Below are 21,550 nucleotides of genomic sequence, written 5' to 3'. Positions count from 1 at the left end.
GACGGCGGGCGGGGTGGGCGACCACCCCGCCCGCCGCGCGTCCGCCCCGCCTTGCGTGCCGCCCGTCGCCGACCCCCGGGTCGGTCGGACCCACCGGCGGGTGGGTGGGGTCAGGCTGGCAGAGTGGAGGGGTGAGCCGTACCCCGCAGGGCCAGCGCGCCGGCCTGGACAAGTCCCCGCACGAGGTCGCCGCGATGTTCGACGGGGTGGCCGCCCGCTACGACCTGACCAACACGGTGCTGTCCTTCGGGCAGGACCGGTCGTGGCGACGGGCCACCCGGGCGGCGCTCGGGCTGCTCCCCGGTGAGCGGGTGCTGGACGTGGGCGCCGGCACCGGGGTGTCGACGCAGGAACTGGCCCGCTCCGGGGCGTACGCGGTGGGGGCTGACCTGTCGCAGGGGATGCTGCACGCCGGCAAGCGGGTCCGGCCGGAGGTGCCGCTGCTGGCCGGGGACGCGCTGCGGCTGCCCTTCGCCGACGCCTCGTTCGACGCGGTGACGATCTCCTTCGCCCTGCGCAACGTCAACGACCCCGACGCGGCGCTGCGGGAGCTGGCCCGGGTGACCCGGCCGGGGGGCCGGCTGGTGGTCTGCGAGTTCAGCACGCCGGTGAACCAGGCATTCCGGACGGTCTACCTGTCGTACCTGATGCGGTCGTTGCCGGTGGTGGCCCGGACGGTGTCCAGCAACCCCGACGCGTACGTCTACCTGGCCGAGTCGATCCGGGCCTGGCCGGACCAGGCGGCCCTGGCGGCGCGGGTCGGCGCGGCCGGCTGGGGCCGGGTGGCGTGGCGCAACCTGACCGGCGGGGTGGTGGCCCTGCACCGGGCCATCCGGACGTGACCGAGGGTGAAGCCGCTTTTTCCCTAATGTCTGTCTTTGGTCTAAATTGGGGCGTAAGCTCCCCGGCATGACCGGAGTAGTGCCCACCGACCCCGCGATCCCCGCCGACGACGATGCCGCCGAGCTGGTCGCCCAGCTCAGGGAGCTGGCCGGCGCGGACCCGGCCGAGGTCCGTCAGGTGGTGGCCGAGGTGCTGGGTGCGCTCGACCGGGCGGCCGGCGGAGCGCTGCGTGACCACCTGCCGGCGGCGGTCCGGGCCGACGACGGGCTCGACATCGCCCGGAACTGAGGGACGAACCCACCCCGACCGGCCTGTTTCCAGGAAGTTAGGTACCCCTCACCCGGCAGCTGTGTAACCACGGTCATAGACTCCAACCCGATCGGCTTGTGAAGCATTTCACGAGCGTGCGGGAGGAGGCGCAGATGACATCGGTGGAGAACGACGCCGACGTGATCGTGGTGGGCGCCGGTCCCGGTGGATCGGCGACGGCGTACCACCTGGCGCGGCACGGCGTACGCGTGCTGCTGCTGGAGAAGACCGAGTTCCCCCGCGAGAAGGTGTGCGGGGACGGGCTCACCCCCCGGGCGACCCGGCAGCTCATCCGGATGGGCGTGGACACCTCGCCCGAGGCCGGCTGGCTGCACAACAAGGGCCTGCGGGTGATCGGCGGCGGGGTACGCCTCGAACTGGACTGGCCCGACCTGGCCAGCTTCCCCAACTACGGCCTGGTCCGCACCCGGCTGGACTTCGACGACCTGCTCGCCCAGCGGGCGGTCTCCGCCGGCGCCGAACTGCAGACCAACGTCAACGTCATCGGCCCGGTGCTCGACGCGGCCGACCGGGTGGTCGGGGTGACCGCCGAGGTCGGCCCGGACCGGGAACCGGCCACCTTCCACGCCCCGCTGGTGGTCGCCGCGGACGGCGTCTCCGGCCGGTTCCCGCTCGCCCTGGGCCTGGCCAAGCGGGAGGACCGGCCGATCGGCGTGGCCGTCCGCCGCTACTACCGCTCGCCGGCCCGGCACGACGACGACTATCTGGAGTCCTGGCTGGAGCTGCGCAGCAAGGGCAGCGACGCGCTGCTGCCCGGCTACGGCTGGATCTTCGGCCTCGGTGACGGCCGGGTCAACGTCGGCCTCGGCGTGCTCAACTCCTCCTCCGCGTTCGGCAAGACGAACTACCGGCGGCTGCTGACCGACTGGCTGGCCAACACCCCGGCGGACTGGGGGATGACCGACGAGACCAACGCCGACGGCCCGATCCTCGGCGCGGCGCTGCCGATGGGCTTCAACCGGGTGCCGCACTACACCCGGGGGGTCCTGCTGGTCGGCGACTCCGGTGGCATGGTCAACCCGTTCAACGGCGAGGGCATCGCGTACGCGATGGAGTCCGGTGAGCTGGCCGCCGAGGTCATCGTGCAGGCGCTGGCCCGGCCGGCCGGGCCGGAGCGGGAGCGGGCGCTGACCGCGTACCCGCAGGAGCTGAAGGCCCGGTTCGGCGGCTATTACCGGCTCGGCGGGATCTTCGTCAAGCTGATCGGCCGGCCCGAGGTGATGCGGATGGCGACCAAGCACGGCATGCCGCACCCGATGCTGATGCGCTTCGTGCTCAAGCTGCTGGCCAACCTGACCGACCCGCGCGGCGGGGACGCGATGGACCGGGTCATCAACGCGATGACGAAGGCGGCCCCGGCCGTGTGAGGCGTGACCGGGCCAGGGCCAACGGCGGCACCGGCACGGACAGGGATCGACCCCCGCTGACGGCAGTCACGAGGGACGTGAATAGTGTGAATTTTGTCAAGCACCTGGGGCAGGGGAAGGACGAGCAGGAGAAAAGATGTCGCTCTCGCCTTACGCACCGATCATCGGGCTGTTCGCCCTCGCCGCGGCGTTCTCGCTGTTCTCCGTGGCCGCCGCCCGCTTCGCCGGTCCCCGGCGCTACAACAAGGCCAAGCTCGAGGCGTACGAGTGTGGGATCGAGCCCAGCCCGCAGCCCGTGGGCGGCGGCCGGTTCCCGATCAAGTTCTACCTGACGGCGATGCTCTTCATCGTCTTCGACATCGAGATCATCTTCCTCTACCCCTGGGCGGTCTCCTTCGACGCCCTGCCGATCTTCGGCTTCGTGGAGATGGTCCTGTTCATCGTCGCGGTCTTCGTCGCGTACGCCTACGTGTGGCGGCGCGGCGGGCTGGACTGGGACTGAGGGAGGAACGTCAGATGGGCATCGAGGAGAAACTCCCCGCCGGCGTCCTGCTCACCTCCGTGGAGAAGCTGGTCAACTGGTCGCGGAAGTCGTCCGTCTGGGGCGCCACCTTCGGCCTGGCCTGCTGCGCCATCGAGATGATGGCGGCCGGTGGCCCGCACTACGACATGGGCCGCTGGGGCATGGAGGTCTTCCGCGCCTCGCCGCGCCAGGCCGACCTGATGATCGTGGCCGGCCGGGTGAGCCAGAAGATGGCCCCGGTGCTGCGCCAGATCTACGACCAGATGGCCGAGCCCCGCTGGGTGCTCTCCATGGGCGTCTGCGCCAGCAGCGGCGGCATGTTCAACAACTACGCGATCGTCCAGGGCGTCGACCACGTCGTCCCGGTCGACATGTACCTGCCGGGCTGCCCGCCCCGCCCCGAGATGCTCATCGACGCGATCCTCAAGCTCCGCGAGAAGATCATGTACGAGCCGCTGGGCCCGAACGGCCGCAAGATGCAGGCGGCCCGGCTGGAGCGCGGTGACGTGCCCGTGGTGCCGTACGGCTCGATGCCGTCGTCGTACCGCAACGACAAGGCCCGCCGTGCCGAATGGACGAAGGCGGTCCGTGAGGGGCGCGAGGAGCAGTTGCGGATCGAGAACTGGATGAACGCCCAGAACCACCTCCAGACCCAGGCTGGCCCCAAATGAGCAACGACAGGAAGAACGACGGCGGGGTGCCGGTGCCGGTCACCCCGGCCGGTGCGACCAGCGGTGCTGCCGCCGAGCTGCCGCCGTCCAGCCCGGCCGGGCGCGGCATGTTCGGCATGCAGGGCACCGGCGACGTCTCCGGCTACGGCGGCCTGGTCCGCCACCGCACCCCGATCGAGGAGGCGCCCCGGCCGTACGGGGGCTACTTCGACGAGGTGCGCGACGCGCTGGAGGAGGCGTACCCGCAGTTCGGCGACGCGATCGAGAAGGTCGTCGTCGACCGGGGCGAGCTGACCCTGCACGTACGCCCGGAGCGGATCGCCGAGGTGTGCCAGGTGATGCGGGACGACCTCGCGCTGCGCTTCGAGCTGTGTTCCTCGGTGTCCGGGGTGGACTACCTCGGTGCCGACGAGCGCCGGCTGCACGTGGTCTACCAGCTCACCTCGATGACCTACCGGCGGCGGGTCCGGCTGGAGGCGGCCGTCTCCGCCGAGCACCCGCACCTGCCCAGCGTCACCGCCGTCTACCCGACGGCCGACTGGCAGGAGCGCGAGGCGTACGACATGTTCGGGGTCATCTTCGACGGCCACCCCAACCTGACCCGGGTCCTGATGCCGGACGACTGGGAGGGCCACCCGCAGCGCAAGGACTACCCGCTCGGCGGCGTCCCCGTCGAGTACAAGGGCGCGGAGATCCCGCCGCCGGACCGTAGGAGGTCATACCAGTGACCACGTCCAACTACGCGACCGAACGGGAGACCACCGAGGGGCGGGTCTTCACCGTCACCGGTGGGGACTGGGACCAGGTCGTCTCCGGCACCGACCCGATCAACGACGAGCGGATCGTCGTGAACATGGGTCCGCAGCACCCGTCGACGCACGGCGTGCTCCGGCTGATCCTGGAGCTGGAGGGCGAGACGGTCCGCGAGGCCCGCTCGGTCGTCGGCTACCTGCACACCGGCATCGAGAAGAACCTCGAGTACCGCAACTGGGTGCAGGGTTCGACGTTCGTGACCCGGATGGACTACCTCGCCCCGATCTTCAACGAGACGGCGTACAGCCTCGCGGTGGAGAAGCTGCTCGGCATCACCGACGACATCACCGAGCGGGCCACCACGATCCGGGTCCTGATGATGGAGCTGAACCGGATCTCCTCACACCTGGTCTGGCTGGCCACCACCGGCATGGAGCTGGGCGCGATCTCGATCATGCTGTACGGCTTCCGCGAGCGGGAGTACATCCTCGACATCTTCGAGACCATCACCGGCCTGCGGATGAACCACGCGTACGTCCGGCCGGGCGGGGTGGCGCAGGACGTCCCGGACGCGGCGATCGCCAAGATCCGCGACTTCCTCGCGATGATGCCGAAGAAGCTCAAGGAGTACGAGGACCTCCTCTCCGGTCAGCCGATCTGGACCGAGCGCACCCAGGGCGTCGCGGTGCTCGACGTGACCGCCTGTGTCGCGCTCGGCGTCACCGGCCCGGTGTTGCGCTCCGCCGGCCTGGCCTGGGATCTGCGCAAGACCATGCCGTACTGCGGCTACGAGACGTACGAGTTCGACGTGCCGACCCACCCGGACGGTGACGTCTGGGGCCGCTACCTGGTCCGGCTCGCCGAGATCCGGGAGTCGCTCAAGCTGGTCGAGCAGGCGTTGGACCGGTTGAAGCCGGGCCCGGTGATGGTCGCCGACCGCAAGATCGCCTGGCCGGCGCAGCTCGCCATCGGCGTGGACGGCATGGGCAACTCGCTGGAGCACGTCGCCAAGATCATGGGTCAGTCGATGGAGTCGCTGATCCACCACTTCAAGCTGGTCACCGAGGGCTTCCGGGTCCCGCCGGGCCAGGTGTACGTCGGCATCGAGTCGCCCCGGGGCGAGCTGGGCGTGCACGCGGTCTCCGACGGTGGCACCCGGCCGTACCGGGTGCACTACCGGGAGCCGAGCTTCGTCAACCTCCAGGCCCTTCCGGCGATGGCCGAGGGCGGCCTGATCGCCGACGTGATCGCCGGTGGCGCCTCGCTGGACCCCGTGATGGGTGGATGTGACCGATGACGACGTTTACTGAAGAGACCCGGGTGCGGGCGCGGGAGATCATCGCCCGCTACCCGGCCGACCGGTCCCGCTCGGCGCTGCTGCCGCTGCTGCACCTGGTGCAGGCCGAGGAGGGCTACGTCTCCCCGGCCGGGGTGGCGTTCTGCGCCGAGGTGCTGGGGCTGAACAAGGCCCAGGTCGGCGCGGTGGCCACCTTCTACACCATGTACAAGCGCCGGCCCACCGGTGACTACCTGGTCAGCGTCTGCACCAACACGATGTGCAACGTGCTCGGCGGGCAGGAGGTCTACGACACGCTCGTCGAGCACCTGGGCGTCGGGCACGACGAGACCACCGCCGACGGGAAGATCACCCTGGAGCACGCCGAGTGCCTGGCGGCGTGCGACTACGGCCCGGTGATGACCGTCAACTACGACTTCTTCGACGGCGTCGACCCGCAGGGCGCGGTCGGTGTGGTGGACGAGCTGCGCGCCGGGGGCCGGCCGATGCCGACCCGGGGTGCCCGGCTCTGCACGCTCAAGGAGATGGCCGTCCAGCTCGCCGGCTTCGCCGACGAGCGCGACGGCGCGGTCGCCGACGGCGGGCCGGGCGAGGCCACCCTGCGTGGCCTGCGCCTGGCCGAGCAGCACGGCATCACGGCACCGGGCTACGACCCGAAGACCCCGATCCGCAGCAAGGCCGAGGCCGACCGGGCCGCCGCCGAGGCCAAGGCGAAGGCCGAGGCCGCCAAGGCCCCCGCCCCGGCCGCTCCGGCGGCGAAGCCGGAGCAGGTCACCGGCAGCACCGCGCCGGACGTGAAGGCCCCGGACGACAAGTCGCCGCAGGTGCGTACCGCCGAGACCCGGCAGCCCGACGCGGCCACCGCCGTGCCGGACGCCCCCGGCACCAAGGTCCCGACCGACGGCACGCCACCGGCGTCCCGCGACGCGCAGGCGGCGCAGGCGGCCGGGGTGGCCGCGAACGCCCCCGCCGGTGACGGCAAGCCCGCCGGCGACGAGGCCGGCGCGCAGGAGCGCAACCTCAAGGAAGCCGAGGCGGAAACGGGCGCTGCGGGCGCGGGCTCCGCCGTCGCGAGCGAGACGGGGGCCCAGAAGTGACCACTCCCCGGCCGGAGACCCTGGCCAAGCTGACCCCGGTGCTGACCCGCCGCTGGCTGTCCCCGGACGCCTGGCGGATCGGCGGCTACGAGAAGCTCGACGGCTACGCCGCGCTGCGCAAGGCCCTCAGGGCCCACCCGGACGACCTGATCCAGCTGATCAAGGACTCCGGCCTGCGCGGCCGGGGTGGCGCGGGCTTCCCCACCGGCCTGAAGTGGGGCTTCATCCCGCAGGGCGACGGCAAGCCGCACTACCTGGTGGTCAACGCCGACGAGGGCGAGCCGGGCACCTGCAAGGACCTGCCGCTGATGACCCACGACCCGCACTCGCTGGTCGAGGGGGTCATCATCGCCTCGTACGCGATCCGGGCCAGCCGGGCCTACATCTACATCCGGGGCGAGGCGGTGCACGCCGCCCGCCGGCTGCGCAACGCGGTGGCCGAGGCACAGGCCAAGGGCTACCTCGGGCGCAACATCCTGGGCACCGGGTTCGACCTGGAACTGGTCGTGCACTCCGGCGCGGGGGCATACATCTGCGGCGAGGAGACGGCGCTGCTGGACTCGCTGGAGGGGTTCCGGGGTCAGCCCCGGCTCCGCCCGCCGTTCCCGGCCACCCACGGCCTGTACGCCAGCCCGACGGTGGTCAACAACGTCGGCACCATCGCCAGCGTCCCGTACATCGTGCTGGGCGGCGCGGACTGGTGGAAGTCCATGGGCACCGAGAAGTCGTCCGGGCCGATGATCTACTCGCTCTCCGGGCGGATCGTCAACCCGGGCCAGTTCGAGTGCGGCCTGGGCGTCACCCTGCGCGAGCTGATCGAGCTGGCCGGCGGGATGCAGCCCGGTCACCAGCTCAGGTTCTGGACGCCCGGCGGATCGTCCACCCCGCTGCTCACCGCCGAGCACCTGGACGTGCCGCTGGACTTCGAGGGGGTGGCGGCGGCCGGCTCGATCCTGGGCACCACGGCCACCCAGATCTTCTCCGACCAGGACTGCCCGGTCTACGCGACCTACCGGTGGCTGGAGTTCTACCACCACGAGTCGTGCGGCAAGTGCACCCCGTGCCGGGAGGGCAACTACTGGATGGTCCGGGTCTACCGGCGCATCCTGGCCGGCCAGGGTACCCACGAGGACCTGGACACTCTGCTCGACACCTGCGACAACATCCTCGGCCGCTCGTTCTGCGGTCTGGGTGACGGCGCGACCAGCTCGGTGACCTCGTCGTTGCAGTACTTCAAGCAGGACTACCTCGACTACATCGAGGGGCGTACCGCGCCGAAGCTGTCGGACAAGCAGCTGGTGGGGGCGCACTGATGAACGCGAGTCCTGTAGTCGCGAAGGGAAGGCGACTCTGATGACCGACGTAGCCAAGCAGACCGAGACGGTCACGCTCACCATCGACGGCGTCGAGGTCACCGCCCCCAAGGGGGCGCTGCTGATCCGGGTCGCCGAGCAGCTGGGCACCGAGATCCCCCGGTTCTGTGACCACCCGCTGCTGGCCCCGGCCGGCGCCTGCCGGCAGTGCCTGGTCGAGGTGGAGGGGCAGCGCAAGCCGGTCGCCTCCTGCACCCAGACCGTCGCCGAGGGCATGGTGGTCCGCACCCAGCTCACCTCCCCGGTCGCCAAGAAGGCGCAGGAGGGGGTAATGGAGCTGCTGCTGGTCAACCACCCGCTGGACTGCCCGATGTGCGACAAGGGCGGTGAGTGCCCGCTGCAGAACCAGGCGATGTCCACCGGCCGTACCGACTCCCGCTTCCACGAGCACAAGCGGGAGTACGTCAAGCCGATGGAGATCAGCACCCAGGTGCTGCTCGACCGGGAGCGCTGCGTGCTCTGCCAGCGCTGCACCCGGTTCTCCGAGGAGATCGCCGGCGACAAGTTCATCGATCTGATGGGCCGGTCGTCCGCCGAGGAGATCAACATCTACCGGGACGACGCCTACGGTGCCGAGGGCGACTCCGGCGACGTCCCCTTCAACTCGTACTTCTCCGGTAACACCGTGCAGATCTGCCCGGTCGGCGCGCTCACCGGGGCGCAGTACCGGTTCCGGGCCCGCCCGTTCGACCTGGTCTCCAGCCCGAGCGTCTGCGAGCACTGCTCGGCCGGCTGCGCGCAGCGCACCGACTGGCGACGGGGCAAGGTGCTGCGCCGCCTCGCCGGGGACGACCCGCAGGTCAACGAGGAGTGGAACTGCGACAAGGGGCGGTGGGGCTTCCAGTACACCCGCGCCTTCGATCGGCTCACCACCCCGCTGGTGCGTGACGAGAAGTCAGGTGAGCTGCGGGAGGCGTCCTGGAGCGAGGCGCTGACCCGGGCCGCCGACGGGCTGCGGGCCGCCCGCGACGAGGGTCGCGGCACGGCGGTGCTCACCGGCGGCCGGCTGACCGTCGAGGACGCCTACGCGTACGCGAAGTTCGCCAGGGTCGCCCTCAACACCAACGACATCGACTTCCGGGCCCGGCCGGTCTCCCGCGAGGAGTCCGACTTCCTGGCCAGCACCGTCGCCGGGGTCACCGACGTGACCTACGCCGACGTGGAGAAGGCGTCCACGGTGGTGCTGGTCGGACTGGAGCCGGAGGAGGAGTGCCCGATCCTCTTCCTGCGGCTGCGCAAGGCGTACCTGAAGAAGAAGCTGACGGTCTACGCGATCGCCCCGTTCGCCACCCGCGGCCTGGAGAAGCTCGGGGCCAAGCTGGCCCGGGTGGTGCCGGGCGAGGAGGCGAGCGTGCTCGCCGAGCACGACACGGTGGCCGAGGCGCTGAGCGCCGAGGGCGCGATCCTGTTCGTCGGCGAGCGGCTGGCCGGCGTGCCGGGTGGCCTCTCCGCCGCCGCGGACGTCGCCAGGCGTACCGGTGCGAAGCTGGCCTGGGTGCCGCGGCGCGCGGGTGACCGGGGTGCGGTCGACGCGGGTTGCCTGCCCAACCTGCTGCCCGGTGGACGTCCGGTGACCGAGCCGTCGGCCCGTGCCGAACTGGGTGAGGCGTGGGACATTCCGGCCGGGGTGATCCCCAGCCAGGCCGGTCGGGACACCGACCAGATCCTGGCCGCCGCCGCGAACGGTCAGCTCGGCGCCCTGGTGGTGGCCGGCGTGGACCCGGCCGACCTGGCCGACCCGAGGCTGGCCGAGCAGGCGCTCGACGCGGTGCCCTTCCTGGTCAGCCTGGAGCTGCGCAACTCGGCGGTGGCCCGCCGGGCCGACGTGGTGCTGCCGGTGGCCCCGGTGGTCGAGAAGGCCGGCAGCTTCCTCGACTGGGAGGGCCGGCTGCGCACCTTCGAGGCGGTGCTGCACACCACCGCGATGACCGACGCGCGGGTGCTGGACGCGATCGCCGCGCAGCTCGACGTCCGGCTCGGCACCGGCGACGTGTCGAGCATCCGCCGGGAGCTGGGCGCGCTGCCGCCGACCCGGGCGGACCGGCCGGTCAGCCCGTCGGTGGCCCCGGCGACCGTGCCCCAGCCGGGTGCGGGCGAGGCGGTGCTGGCGACCTGGCACCAGCTGATCGACCTGGGCAGCCTCACCGACGGCGACGAGCACCTCGCCGGCACCGCCCGTCCGCCGGTGGTCCGGCTGGGCAAGGGCACCGCCGAGACGCTCGGCGTGGCCGACGGTGACCCGGTCACGGTGGGCACCGACCGGGGTGCGGTCACCCTGCCGGCGGCCATCACCGAGATGCCCGACGGTGTCGTCTGGCTGCCGACCAACTCGCCCGGTTCGACCGTACGGCGCAGCCTCGGCGTCGCGTCCGGCACGGTGGTCCGGATCTCCGGAGGTGCACAGTGAACACCCTCCTGGCGCAGGACCCGACACTGGCGGACTTCGGCAGGGACCCGTGGTGGCTGGTCCTTATCAAGATCGTCTTTGCCTTCGTCTTCGGTCTGCTCGCCACCCTGCTCGGCGTCTGGTTCGAGCGGCGGGTCGTCGGCTACATGCAGGTCCGGCCCGGCCCCAACCAGGTCGGCCCGTTCGGCCTGCTGCAGACCCTCGCCGACGGCCTCAAGATGGCCTTCAAGGAGGACATCCTCCCGAAGGCCGCCGACAAGGTGGTCTACTTCTTCGCCCCGGTCATCTCGGTGGTCTGCGCGGTCACCGCGCTGTCGGTGATCCCGTTCGGCCCGATGGTGAGCATCTTCGGCCACCGGACCCCGTTGCAGGTCACCGACGTGCCGGTGGCGGTGCTGGTGCTGCTGGCCTGCTCGTCGCTGGCCGTCTACGGCATCGTGCTCGGTGGTTGGGCCTCCGGCTCGACGTACCCGCTGCTCGGCGGCCTGCGCTCCAGCGCCCAGATGATCTCGTACGAGGTCGCGATGGGGCTGAGCATCGTGGCGGTGTTCATGACCGCCGGCACCATGTCCACCAGCGGGATCGTCGCCGCCCAGGGGGACGCCACCCGGCTCACCATCGCCGGCACCGAGATCCCCGCGCCGGGCTGGTACGCGATCCTGCTGCTGCCCAGCTTCATCATCTTCTTCATCGCCACCGTCGGGGAGACCAACCGGGCGCCGTTCGACCTGCCCGAGGCGGAGTCGGAGCTGGTCGCCGGCTTCATGACCGAGTACAGCTCGCTGAAGTTCGCGCTGTTCATGCTCTCCGAGTACGTCGCCATGGTGACCATGTCCGCGGTGACCACGACGCTGTTCCTCGGCGGCTGGCGGGCCCCCTGGCCGATCACCCTGTGGGCCGACGCCAACACCGGCTGGTGGCCGATGCTCTGGTTCTTCGGCAAGGTGCTGATGCTGGTCTTCGTCTTCGTCTGGCTGCGGGGCACCCTGCCCCGGCTGCGCTACGACCAGTTCATGCGCTTCGGCTGGAAGGTGCTGCTGCCGATCAACCTGGTCTGGATCCTCGTCCTGGCCGGGCTGCGCTCCATCGAGGACTGGCAGTCGCGGGACCGGCTGCTCGCCACCGCCATCGGTGCCGGTGTGCTGCTGCTCGCGACGCTGCTGTGGCCGAGCCGCAAGCCGGCCCCGAAGCCGACCCCGCAGGAACAGGCCGACAGCCGGCCGTACGGCAGCTTCCCGCTGCCCCCGCTGGATCTACAGGTACCACCGAGCCCGCGCACCAAGCGCGTGGTCGCCGAGCGGGAGCCGGCCAACATCGCCACCGGCTCGGACTCCAGGGAGGTGTGACGTGGGCGCGATCACCGGAACGTTCAAGGGCTTCGGGGTCACCTTCTCGCACATGTTCAGGAAGGTCGTCACCACCGACTACCCGTTCAAGCCGCCGGTTTCGGCGCCGCGCTACCACGGGCGGCACATCCTCAACCGGCACCCGGACGGCCTGGAGAAGTGCATCGGCTGCGAGCTGTGCGCCTGGGCCTGCCCGGCGGACGCGATCTACGTCGAGGGTGGCGACAACACCGACGAGCAGCGCTTCTCGCCGGGCGAGCGGTACGCCAGCGTCTACCAGATCAACTACGCCCGGTGCATCTTCTGCGGGCTCTGCATCGAGGCCTGCCCGACCCGTTCGCTGACCATGAGCAACGAGTACGAGCTGGCCCGGGACAACCGGCAGGACCTGATCTTCACCAAGGAGCAGTTGCTCGCTCCGCTGCTCGAAGGCATGGAGCAGCCGCCGCACCCGATGCGGCTCGGTGACAGCGAGAAGGACTACTACGTCGGCGCGCTGACCAACCCGGGCACCTCGGCCGGTGCCGAGCAGTCGCCGATGGGGCCCGGCCGCTACCGGGTCGAGGAGCACCCCGGGGTGACCTTCCCGGGTGCCGAGCAGGCGGCTCAGCGGGCGGCGGGCAAGGGAGCCGGAGCATGAACACGTCCACGGTGCTCGCCGCGGCGGGCCAGGTGTCCGGGGGTGAGGAGGTCACCTTCTGGATCCTCGCCCCGCTGGCGCTGATCGGCGCGATCGGCATGGTCTGGGCGCGCAACGCCGTGCACTCGGCGCTGTTCCTGGTGCTCACCATGCTCTGCCTGGGCGTGTTCTACGTGCTCCAGGCGGGGCCGTTCATCGGCATGGTGCAGATCATCGTCTACACCGGCGCGATCATGATGCTGTTCCTGTTCGTGCTGATGCTGGTCGGTCGGGACGCCTCCGACTCGCTGATCGAGACGCTGCGCGGCCAGCGGGTCGCCGCGGTGGTGCTCGGGCTCGGCTTCGCCGGGCTGGTCGGCACCGGCCTGTACCGGGCGCTGGACGGGGTCACCGCCGTCGGTCTGGAGCAGGCCAACGCGGAGGGCAACGTGCAGGGCATCGCCCGGCTGCTGTTCACCAAGTACGTCTTCGCCTTCGAGCTGACCTCCGCGCTGCTGATCACGGCGGCGATCGGGGCGATGGTGCTGGCGCACATCGAGCGGCGCAAGGAAGACAAGATGGACCAGGTCGCCACGATGAAGGCCCGGTTCCGCCCCGGCAACTACCCCGGCCCGAAGCCCGGTCCGGGCGTCTTCGCCACCTCCTCCTCGGTGGCCACCCCGGCCCGGCTGCCCGACGGTCGGCTGACCGACCGCAGCACCCCGGCGATCCTGCCGCAGCGGGAGCTGACCGCCGAGGAAACCACCCTGAAGGGGACGGAACGGTGAGCGCGAGGAGTGCAGCGAAGCGGAGCCCCGCAGTCGCGAACGGCGGCGTGGCCTCGGTGAGCGCGAGGAGTGCAGCGAAGCGGAGCCCCGCAGTCGCGAACGAAAGGTCGGTCCGGTGACCCCCGACTACTACCTGATCCTGGCCGCGGTGCTGTTCACCGTCGGCGCGGTCGGCGTGCTGGTGCGGCGTAACGCGATCGTGCTGTTCATGTGCGTCGAGCTGATGCTCAACGCGGCCAACCTGACGCTGGTCACCTTCAGCCGGATCAACGGTGACCTCAACGGACAGATCATGGCGTTCTTCGTGATGGTGGTGGCGGCGGCCGAGGTCGTGGTCGGGCTCGCGATCATCATGTCGATCTTCCGGACCCGACGCTCCGCGAGCGTCGACGACGCCAACCTGCTGAAGTACTAAAGGGGCCCTGCGGTGGATGAGATTCTGACGTACGCCCAGGCAGAGCCGACCGGTGCCGTCACCTACGCGGCGGCGGACGGCCTGCTGAGCAGCGTCTGGCTGCTGGTGGCGATCCCGTTGGCCAGCGCGGCGATCCTGCTGCTGCTCGGCCGGCGGGCCGACCGCTGGGGGCACTGGCTGGGCGTGGCGGCGATCGGTGCCGCGTTCGTGCTGGGGCTCACCTCGTTCTTCCAGCTGCGCGGGCTGGAGAACAAGTCCGTCGAGCTGAGCCTCTGGGACTTCATCACGGTCGGCAACCTGCGGGTGGACTTCGGTCTGCTCTTCGACCCGCTGGCCGCGGTTTTCGTCCTGCTGATCACCGGGGTGGGTTTCCTGATCCACCTCTACGCGGTCGAGTACATGGCGCACGACGAGGGCCGGCGACGGTTCTTCGCGTACTTCAACCTGTTCGTCGCCGCGATGCTGCTGCTGGTGCTCGGCAACAACTACGTGATGCTCTACTTCGGCTGGGAGGGCGTCGGTCTGGCGTCGTACCTGCTGATCTCCTTCTGGTACGGCCGGCCGAGCGCGGCCACCGCCGGCAAGAAGGCGTTCCTGATGAACCGGGTCGGCGACGCCGGCCTGGCGATCGGCATCTTCATCCTGTTCGCCACCCTCGGCACCACCCAGTACGACGAGGTCTTCTCCTCCGTGGGCGGGCTGGCCAGCGGCACGGTGCTGGTGCTGGGCCTGCTGCTGCTGCTCGGTGCGGCCGGCAAGTCCGGCCAGTTCCCGCTCCAGGCGTGGCTGCCGGACGCGATGGAGGGCCCGACCCCGGTGTCGGCGCTGATCCACGCGGCCACCATGGTCACCGCCGGCGTCTACCTGATCGCCCGCTCCAACCCGATCTTCTCGGCCAACGAGACGCTCCAGCTCGTGGTGGTCAGCGTCGGCGCGTTGACCCTGCTGATGGGCTGCGTCATCGGCGCGGCCAAGGACGACATCAAGCGGGTGCTGGCCTGGTCGACGGTCAGCCAGATCGGCTACATGTTCCTCGGCGTGGGCCTCGGCGGCGCGGCGTACGCGCTGGCCATCGTGCACCTGCTGGCGCACGGCTTCTTCAAGGCCAACATGTTCCTCGGTGCCGGCTCGGTGATGCACGGCATGCACGACCAGGTGGACATCCGCCGCTTCGGCGGGCTGTCGAAGTACATGAAGACCACCTGGATCACCTTCATGATGGGCTGGCTCGCCATCATCGGCATGTTCCCGTTCTCCGGCTTCTTCTCCAAGGAGCCGATCATCGTGGCCGCGTTCGAGCGGGAGGGCTGGACGGCCTGGCTGTTCGGCGGGGCGGCGCTGCTCGGCGCGGGGCTGACCGCGTTCTACATGACCCGGTTGTTCGTGCTGACCTTCCACGGCCCGAAGCGGTGGACCGAGGACATCGAGCACCCGCACGAGTCGCCGAAGCTGATGACCATCCCGCTGATCCTGCTGGCGGTCGGCTCGGTCGGTGCCGGTTTCCTGCTCGCCACCTCGGTGCCGGACTGGCTGACCGCCACCGCCGGGCTGGGCGGCGAGCACGCCGAGCACGCGGCGGTCCTGCCGCACTGGCTGCTGACCACGCTGTCGCTGGTGGTGACGGTGCTCGGCGCCGGGCTGGCCTGGGCGCTGTTCCGCAACGGCACGGCCGTCGCGCCGCAGCCGGCCGGGGTGCTGGTCACCGCCGCCCGACGCAACCTCTACACGGACGCCTTCAACGAGGTGGTCTTCGAGAAGCCGGGCATCTTCCTCACCCGGGCGCTGGTCTTCCTCGACAACCGGGGCGTCGACGGGCTGGTCAACGGCCTGGCCGCCGGGGTCGGGGGCGGTTCGGGTCGGCTCCGGCGGTGGCAGACCGGCTTCGTCCGGTCGTACGCCACCTCGATCCTGACCGGCGCGCTGCTCGTGGTGGCGGCGTTCCTGGCGGTGCAGGCGGGGTGGCTGGCGTGATCGACCTCAATGCGACAGCCCCCGCCGGCGGGCCCCGCATCCACGACGGAGGTAAGGCCGCATAATGTCCAACTTCCCGTTCCTCTCGGTGCTGACGGTGGCACCGCTGGTCGGTGCCCTGGTCGTGGCCTTCCTGCCGCGTCGCCGGCCCGACCTGGCCAAGCAGGTGGCGTTCGGCTGGTCGCTGCTGGTGCTGGCGCTGTCGGTGGTGATGTGGGTCACCTTCTCCGCCGACGGTGACCGGCTCCAGTTCCACGAGTCGTACCCGTGGATCCCCACCTGGGACGTCAAGTTCACCTTCGCGGTCGACGGCATCGCGCTGGTCATGCTGATGCTGATCGCGGTGCTGGTGCCGCTGGTGATCCTGGCCTCCTGGCACGACGCCGACGCCTCGAAGCGGTCGGTGCCTGCCTACTTCGCCCTGCTGCTCGTCCTCGAATCCACGATGATCGGCGTCTTCGCCGCCGCCGACGTCTTCCTGTTCTATGTGTTCTTCGAGGTCATGCTGGTGCCGATGTACTTCCTGATCGGCAGCTACGGCGGCCACCAGCGGCAGTACGCGGCGGTGAAGTTCTTCCTCTACTCGCTGGTCGGCGGGCTGTTCATGCTGGCCGCGGTGATCGGCCTGTGGGTGGTCGGCGGCAAGACCTTCGACTGGCAGGCGCTGACCCAGGTGGACATCTCCACCGGCACCGAGCGCTGGCTGTTCCTCGGCTTCTTCCTCGCCTTCGCGATCAAGGCGCCGTTCTTCCCGTTCCACACCTGGCTGCCGGACGCCGGTCGGGCCGCCCCGGCGGGTGCCGCCGCGCTGCTGGTCGGCGTGCTGGACAAGGTCGGCACGTTCGGCATCCTGCGGTACTGCCTGCCGCTGTTCCCGGAGGCGTCGAAGTGGTTCGCGCCGTGGGCGCTGGCGCTGGGCCTGATCGGCATCCTCTACGCCGCGTTGCTCGCCGTCGGCCAGTCCGACCTGAAGCGGCTGGTGTCGTACACCTCGATCGCGCACTTCGGGTTCATCGGGGTCGGCATCTTCGCCTTCACCACCCAGGCGGGCACCGGCGCGGTGCTCTACATGCTCAACCACGGGCTCGCCACCGGCCTGCTGTTCCTGGTCGTCGGGATGCTCATCGCCCGCCGGGGATCGTCGCTGATCTCCGACTTCGGCGGGGCGGGCAAGCTGGTCCCGCTGCTGGCCGGGGTGCTCTTCTTCGCCGGTCTGGCCTCGCTGGCGTTGCCCGGCACCGCGCCGTTCGTCTCCGAGTTCCTGGTGCTGATCGGCACGTTCACGGTCAACAAGCCGGTCGCGGTGATCGCCACGCTGGGCATCATCCTGGCCGCCGCGTACGTGCTGTGGATGGTGCAGCGCACCACCCAGGGCACGCTCAACCCGGAGTTGACCGAGGTCAAGGCGATGCACCGCGACCTCACCCTGCGCGAGAAGGCCGTGGTCGCTCCACTGATCGCCCTGATCGTGCTGCTCGGCTTCTATCCGAAGCCGGTCACCGATGTGATCAACCCCGCCGTCCAGGCGACCATGCAGGACGTCGGCAAGACCGATCCCGCCCCCGAGGTCGGCAGCGTCCAGGAGGCTGCACAGTGAGCGTGAGGAGCGAACGGGCGCAGCGAGTGAGCCCCGCAGTCGCGGGCGAAAGGCAGCATCTGCGATGACCGAACTCAAGTTGCCGTCGATCGACTACGCGGCGATCGCCCCGATCCTGATCATGCTGGGGGTCGCCCTGCTCGGTGTCCTGGTGGAGGCGTTCGTACCGCGCCGCCGCCGGCACCTGGTGCAGCTGACGCTGTCCCTGGTGGCGGTGCTCGCCGCGTTGGTGATGGTGGTGCTCAGCGCCGACGCCCGGCTGGTGACGGCGGGCGGGGCACTGGCGGTGGACGGCCCCACCCTGTTCCTGCAGGGCACCATCCTGGTGCTCGCCGCGATGGCGTTGCTGCTGATCGGCGAGCGGTCGGTGGAGCGCGGCGGCGCGTTCGTCGCCCAGGCGGCGGTGACCGCCGAGTCGGCCGACGACCGGAAGCAGGCCGAGGGACGCAACGGGGCGACCGAGGTCTACCCGCTGACCAGCTTCGCGATCGGCGGCATGCTGATCTTCGTGGCGGCGAACGACCTGCTGACCATGTTCATCGCGCTGGAGGTCTTCTCCCTGCCGCTCTACCTGCTCTGCGCGTTGGCCCGTCGCCGGCGGCTGCTGAGCCAGGAAGCGGCCATGAAGTACTTCCTGCTCGGCGCGTACGCCTCGGCGTTCTTCCTGTTCGGCGTGGCGCTGGTGTACGGCTTCACCGCCGGCATCCCGGGCCGGTCCGCAGGCGTCGACTTCGCCACCGTGCACGCCGCGGTGAAGGAGTCCCCGTCCAGCGAGGTGCTGCTGTTCGCCGGGATGGCGCTGATCGCCATCGGCCTGCTGTTCAAGGCCGCCGCCGCCCCGTTCCACGTCTGGACCCCGGACGTCTACCAGGGCGCGCCCACCCCGGTCACCGGCTTCATGGCGGCCTGCACGAAGGTGGCCGCGTTCGGTGCCCTGCTGCGGGTCTTCCACGTGGCGTTCGACCAGGCGGCCTGGGACTTCACCCCGGTCCTCGGGGTGGTGGCGGTGCTCACCATGCTGATCGGCGCGGTGCTGGCGGTCACCCAGACCGACATCAAGCGGCTGCTGGCGTACTCGTCGATCGCCAACGCCGGGTACCTGCTCGTCGGGGTGCTCGCCCCGACCGGCGCGGGCGTCTCCGGCACGATGTTCTACCTGGCCGCGTACGGCTTCTCGGTGCTCGCCGCGTTCGCCGTGGTGACCCTGGTCCGGGACGCCGACGGGGAGGCCACCCACCTGTCCCGCTGGGCCGGGCTGGGCCGCCGTTCGCCGTTCTACGCCGGGGTCTTCACCTTCATCCTGCTGGCCTTCGCCGGTATCCCGTTGACCAGCGGCTTCATGAGCAAGTTCGCGGTCTTCGGCCCGGCTCTGGAGAGCGGGCACGCCTGGCTGGTGGTGGCCGGTGTGCTGACCAGCATGGTGCTGGCCTTCCCGTACCTGCGGGTCGTGGTGATGATGTGGCTCTCCGAGCCGGGCGAGAGCACCCCGACCGTCGCGGTGCCGGGCGGCCTGACCGCCACCGCGCTGATGATCGGGGTGGCCGCCACCCTGATCCTGGGCGTGCTGCCGGCGCCTCTGCTCGATCTGGCGACGGACGCGGCGGCATTCGTCAGGTGATCCGTCCGGTACGCCCGTGGGGCCGGTACGCGCAGGCGTGCCGGCCCCACGGCCGTATCCCCCGTCCGGAGCAGGTCGAACGGGTGTGGCATGGTTGATGGCGTGGTGAATCCGGCGGGGGAGCGTTCAGGTGCCGTCGGCTCCGGTGGTCGTCGGGGCCGGGCGGGCAGGGGTCAGGTCGGCGCACTCGGCGTGCACCTGGCCGATCCACGGGTCGAGGCGTCCGTGCTGGGCCTGCTGGACGACGTCGAGGTGGAGTTGCGGGCCAACGTGTCCAGCGCCGACCCGCTCGTCACCGAGGCTGCCCGGCATCTGGTCGAGGCGGGCGGCAAGCGGTTCCGGCCGTTGCTGGTGGCACTGGGCGCGCAGTTCGGCGACCCGGCGGGCCCGCAGGTGGTGCCGGCGGCCGTGGTGATGGAGCTCACCCACCTGGCCACCCTCTACCACGACGACGTGATGGACGAGGCCGCCGTGCGGCGGGGCGCGCCCAGCGCGAACTCCCGCTGGACCAACTCGGTGGCCATCCTGGTCGGCGACTACCTCTTCGCGCGGGCCGCCGACATCGCCGCCGACCTCGGCCCCGAGGCGGTACGCCTCCAGGCGCGCACCTTCGCCCGGCTCGTGCACGGGCAGATCGCCGAGACCGTCGGCCCCCGCACGCAGGACCCGGTCGACCACTACCTGCGGGTGATCGCCGACAAGACGGGTTCGCTGATCGCCACCTCGGCCCGGTTCGGCGGCATGTTCGGCGGGGCGACCGGGGAACACACCGAGGCCCTGGCCGGCTACGGCGAGACCATCGGGGTCGCCTTCCAACTCTCCGACGACCTGCTCGACATCGCCTCCGAATCGGTGCAGTCGGGCAAGACACCCGGCACCGACCTGCGGGAGGGGGTGCCGACCCTGCCGGTGCTCTACGCGCTGGCCGGTGACGACTCCGACGCGGCGTCGGTGCGGCTGCGGGAGATCCTGGCCACCGGCCCGCTGGTCGACGACGCGCTGCACGCCGAGGCGCTCGGCCTGCTCCGGGAGTCCCCGGCGCTCAAGCGGGCCCGGGAGACCGTCCGCAGCTACGCCGAGGACGCCCGCGCCCAGTTGACGCCGCTGCCCCGGATTCCAGCCCGGCAGGCGCTGGAGTCGCTCTGCGACTACATCGCCGACCGCACCAGCTGAATCCCGCGCCACCCGGGTCCGGCCCGCTCAGGGCGTCGCGGAGCGGCGCAGCAACCGGCTGCCGGTGAGCATGAGGACGGCGGCGAGGAGCATGGCGACCCCGGCGGTCAGCCACATCACCGGGTAGCCGCCGGTCCCGGCGAGCGCACCGAGCCCGAGCGGGCCGAGGCAGCCGCCGGCGTACACCCCGGTCTGGGTGATCGAGGTGGCGGCGGCCGGGGCCTGCGGGTGCAGCCGGACCACCGCGAAGTTCAGCAGGCCGGGCCACGCCCAGCCCAACCCGAAGCCGAGCACCACCCCGACGGTCAGCGGCACCGCCCCGGCCACCGCCAGCAGCCCCAACCCGACGGCCCCGACCACCAGCATCGCGGCGATCAGCGCGACGTGACCGGTGTCCCGCCGGTCGGCCAGCCAGCCGACGCCGATCCGGGCCGCCACGCAGACCGCGCCGCCCAGGGTGAGCACCAGTCCGGCCGGGCCGGGGGCGAGGCCCCGGTGCACCGACGAGTCGACCACGAACGTGCCCAGCGCGTTGGCGGCCCCCGCCGCGAGGGTGGCCGCCACGCCGACCACCACCAGCGCCGTGGTGGCCCCGCCGCCGCGTTCCGCCGCACGCTCCCGTACCGGTCCGGCCGGCTGCGGGGGTACGGCCGGCAGCGCGGCCAACGCGGCCCCGGCGGCGGCCACGAACGCCCAGCGCCAGCCGGCGGTGAGGGCGATCGCCGGCACCGCCGCACCGGCCAGCAGGGTGGAGGCGGGGATGGCGGCCTGCTTCACCCCGAACGACAGGCCCTGCCGCCGGGCGGGCACGTGCCGGGCCAGCGCGGCGTTGCTGGCGAGTTGACCGAGCGCGTTGGCGGCGGCGCTGAGCGCGAGCAGGCCGAGCAGCACCGGGTACGAGCGGGCCAGCCCGGCGATGGCGAGCAGGCAGCCGGCGGCGAGTCCGACGGCGGCGCGGGCCACCACGGCCGGGCCGACCCGCTCCACCAGCCGGCCCGACGGCACTGCGGCGAGCGCGCTGACGCCGAAGTAGACCGATACGGCCAGCCCCAGCCCGGCGGGGGAGAAGCCCAGATCGTCGCCCATCTGCACGGCGAGCCCGCCGACCAGGAAGACCGGCAGGACGCTGGCGATGGTGGTGGCGACCGCCCCGCTGCCGGCCCGCAGCGGGCGGACGGCCGGCGTACGGCTGGGGGCGGTGTGGGTCATCGTGGGCCCAACCTACGCGAGTCGTGTTCCTGACAACGCTCGGCGTGTCGCCTGGGAACCCGCCGTATACCGCCTGATCTGGCATCCACCACCCGAACGGGCGTTCCGTCTCGGCCGGGTTTTTCATATGGTGTAAGTCCCCGGCTGCGGAGG

General features: G+C 71.2%; 19 protein-coding genes. 18 read left to right on the top strand and 1 reads right to left on the bottom strand.

The genetic code is table 11. From position 1 onward, the window contains the following. The first annotated feature begins 131 nt into the window (after window positions 1-131). The 18 genes from ACWCHM_RS26615 to ACWCHM_RS26530 all read left to right on the top strand — a co-directional run bounded on the left by ACWCHM_RS26615 (window position 132) and on the right by ACWCHM_RS26530 (window position 20,188). Entirely contained in the window at window positions 132-842 is a 711-nt protein-coding gene (locus tag ACWCHM_RS26615) for a demethylmenaquinone methyltransferase (RefSeq protein WP_454220277.1), read from the top strand. 67 nt (window positions 843-909) lie between these two features. Then, window positions 910-1,131, top strand: a complete 222-nt coding sequence (locus ACWCHM_RS26610; RefSeq protein ID WP_204958662.1) for a hypothetical protein — start codon at window positions 910-912, stop codon at window positions 1,129-1,131. A 134-nt stretch (window positions 1,132-1,265) separates the two neighbouring features. Continuing rightward, window positions 1,266-2,540, top strand: a complete 1,275-nt coding sequence (locus ACWCHM_RS26605; protein WP_454220276.1) for a geranylgeranyl reductase family protein — start codon at window positions 1,266-1,268, stop codon at window positions 2,538-2,540. A 136-nt stretch (window positions 2,541-2,676) separates the two neighbouring features. Further along, window positions 2,677-3,042, top strand: a complete 366-nt coding sequence (locus ACWCHM_RS26600; protein ID WP_067300536.1) for an NADH-quinone oxidoreductase subunit A — start codon at window positions 2,677-2,679, stop codon at window positions 3,040-3,042. A gap of 14 nt (window positions 3,043-3,056) precedes the next feature. After that, window positions 3,057-3,734, top strand: coding sequence for a NuoB/complex I 20 kDa subunit family protein (locus tag ACWCHM_RS26595; RefSeq protein WP_067300532.1), 678 nt, complete (start codon window positions 3,057-3,059; stop codon window positions 3,732-3,734). Continuing rightward, on the top strand, window positions 3,731-4,462 hold the full coding sequence (locus ACWCHM_RS26590; protein WP_204958664.1) for an NADH-quinone oxidoreductase subunit C: 732 nt from the start codon (window positions 3,731-3,733) through the stop codon (window positions 4,460-4,462). Before ACWCHM_RS26595 ends, ACWCHM_RS26590 begins: the two co-directional genes overlap by 4 nt. Next, window positions 4,459-5,784: an NADH-quinone oxidoreductase subunit D gene (locus tag ACWCHM_RS26585; RefSeq protein ID WP_204958665.1), complete on the top strand. Its 1,326-nt coding sequence runs from the start codon at window positions 4,459-4,461 to the stop codon at window positions 5,782-5,784. Before ACWCHM_RS26590 ends, ACWCHM_RS26585 begins: the two co-directional genes overlap by 4 nt. Continuing rightward, window positions 5,781-6,881, top strand: coding sequence for an NADH-quinone oxidoreductase subunit NuoE (gene nuoE, locus ACWCHM_RS26580; protein ID WP_454220274.1), 1,101 nt, complete (start codon window positions 5,781-5,783; stop codon window positions 6,879-6,881). Before ACWCHM_RS26585 ends, nuoE begins: the two co-directional genes overlap by 4 nt. Next, entirely contained in the window at window positions 6,878-8,194 is a 1,317-nt protein-coding gene (gene nuoF, locus ACWCHM_RS26575) for an NADH-quinone oxidoreductase subunit NuoF (protein ID WP_204958667.1), read from the top strand. The genes nuoE and nuoF overlap by 4 nt, the downstream gene beginning before the upstream one ends. 40 nt (window positions 8,195-8,234) lie before the next feature. Further along, entirely contained in the window at window positions 8,235-10,661 is a 2,427-nt protein-coding gene (locus ACWCHM_RS26570) for an NADH-quinone oxidoreductase subunit G (protein WP_204958668.1), read from the top strand. After that, entirely contained in the window at window positions 10,658-12,007 is a 1,350-nt protein-coding gene (nuoH, locus tag ACWCHM_RS26565) for an NADH-quinone oxidoreductase subunit NuoH (RefSeq protein ID WP_204958669.1), read from the top strand. Before ACWCHM_RS26570 ends, nuoH begins: the two co-directional genes overlap by 4 nt. 1 nt (window position 12,008) lies before the next feature. Beyond that, window positions 12,009-12,647, top strand: a complete 639-nt coding sequence (gene nuoI / locus ACWCHM_RS26560; RefSeq protein WP_067300509.1) for an NADH-quinone oxidoreductase subunit NuoI — start codon at window positions 12,009-12,011, stop codon at window positions 12,645-12,647. Continuing rightward, window positions 12,644-13,414: an NADH-quinone oxidoreductase subunit J gene (locus ACWCHM_RS26555; RefSeq protein WP_204958671.1), complete on the top strand. Its 771-nt coding sequence runs from the start codon at window positions 12,644-12,646 to the stop codon at window positions 13,412-13,414. Before nuoI ends, ACWCHM_RS26555 begins: the two co-directional genes overlap by 4 nt. A 115-nt stretch (window positions 13,415-13,529) precedes the next feature. Beyond that, window positions 13,530-13,829: an NADH-quinone oxidoreductase subunit NuoK gene (nuoK, locus tag ACWCHM_RS26550; RefSeq protein WP_067300503.1), complete on the top strand. Its 300-nt coding sequence runs from the start codon at window positions 13,530-13,532 to the stop codon at window positions 13,827-13,829. A gap of 12 nt (window positions 13,830-13,841) precedes the next feature. Continuing rightward, window positions 13,842-15,800: an NADH-quinone oxidoreductase subunit L gene (nuoL, locus tag ACWCHM_RS26545; RefSeq protein WP_454220272.1), complete on the top strand. Its 1,959-nt coding sequence runs from the start codon at window positions 13,842-13,844 to the stop codon at window positions 15,798-15,800. 64 nt (window positions 15,801-15,864) lie between these two features. After that, entirely contained in the window at window positions 15,865-17,397 is a 1,533-nt protein-coding gene (locus ACWCHM_RS26540) for an NADH-quinone oxidoreductase subunit M (RefSeq protein ID WP_454220271.1), read from the top strand. Window positions 17,398-17,461: 64 nt separating this feature from the next. Further along, window positions 17,462-19,015 (top strand): NADH-quinone oxidoreductase subunit NuoN, encoded by a 1,554-nt coding sequence (nuoN, locus tag ACWCHM_RS26535; protein ID WP_204958674.1) that lies wholly within the window; start codon window positions 17,462-17,464, stop codon window positions 19,013-19,015. A gap of 90 nt (window positions 19,016-19,105) precedes the next feature. Continuing rightward, window positions 19,106-20,188 carry a polyprenyl synthetase family protein gene (locus ACWCHM_RS26530; RefSeq protein ID WP_454220269.1) on the top strand — a complete coding sequence of 361 codons (1,083 nt, stop codon included), beginning with the start codon at window positions 19,106-19,108 and terminating at the stop codon, window positions 20,186-20,188. Window positions 20,189-20,215: 27 nt separating this feature from the next. On the opposite strand, the gene ACWCHM_RS26525 is transcribed toward ACWCHM_RS26530, so the two are convergent. Then, window positions 20,216-21,397: an MFS transporter gene (locus tag ACWCHM_RS26525; RefSeq protein ID WP_421489620.1), complete on the bottom strand. Its 1,182-nt coding sequence runs from the start codon at window positions 21,395-21,397 to the stop codon at window positions 20,216-20,218. Between the last annotated feature and the right edge of the window lie 153 nt (window positions 21,398-21,550).

The sequence above is a fragment of the Micromonospora sp. SCSIO 07396 genome (genome assembly GCF_053667945.1).
This window is presented reverse-complemented; position numbering and strand designations above follow the sequence as displayed.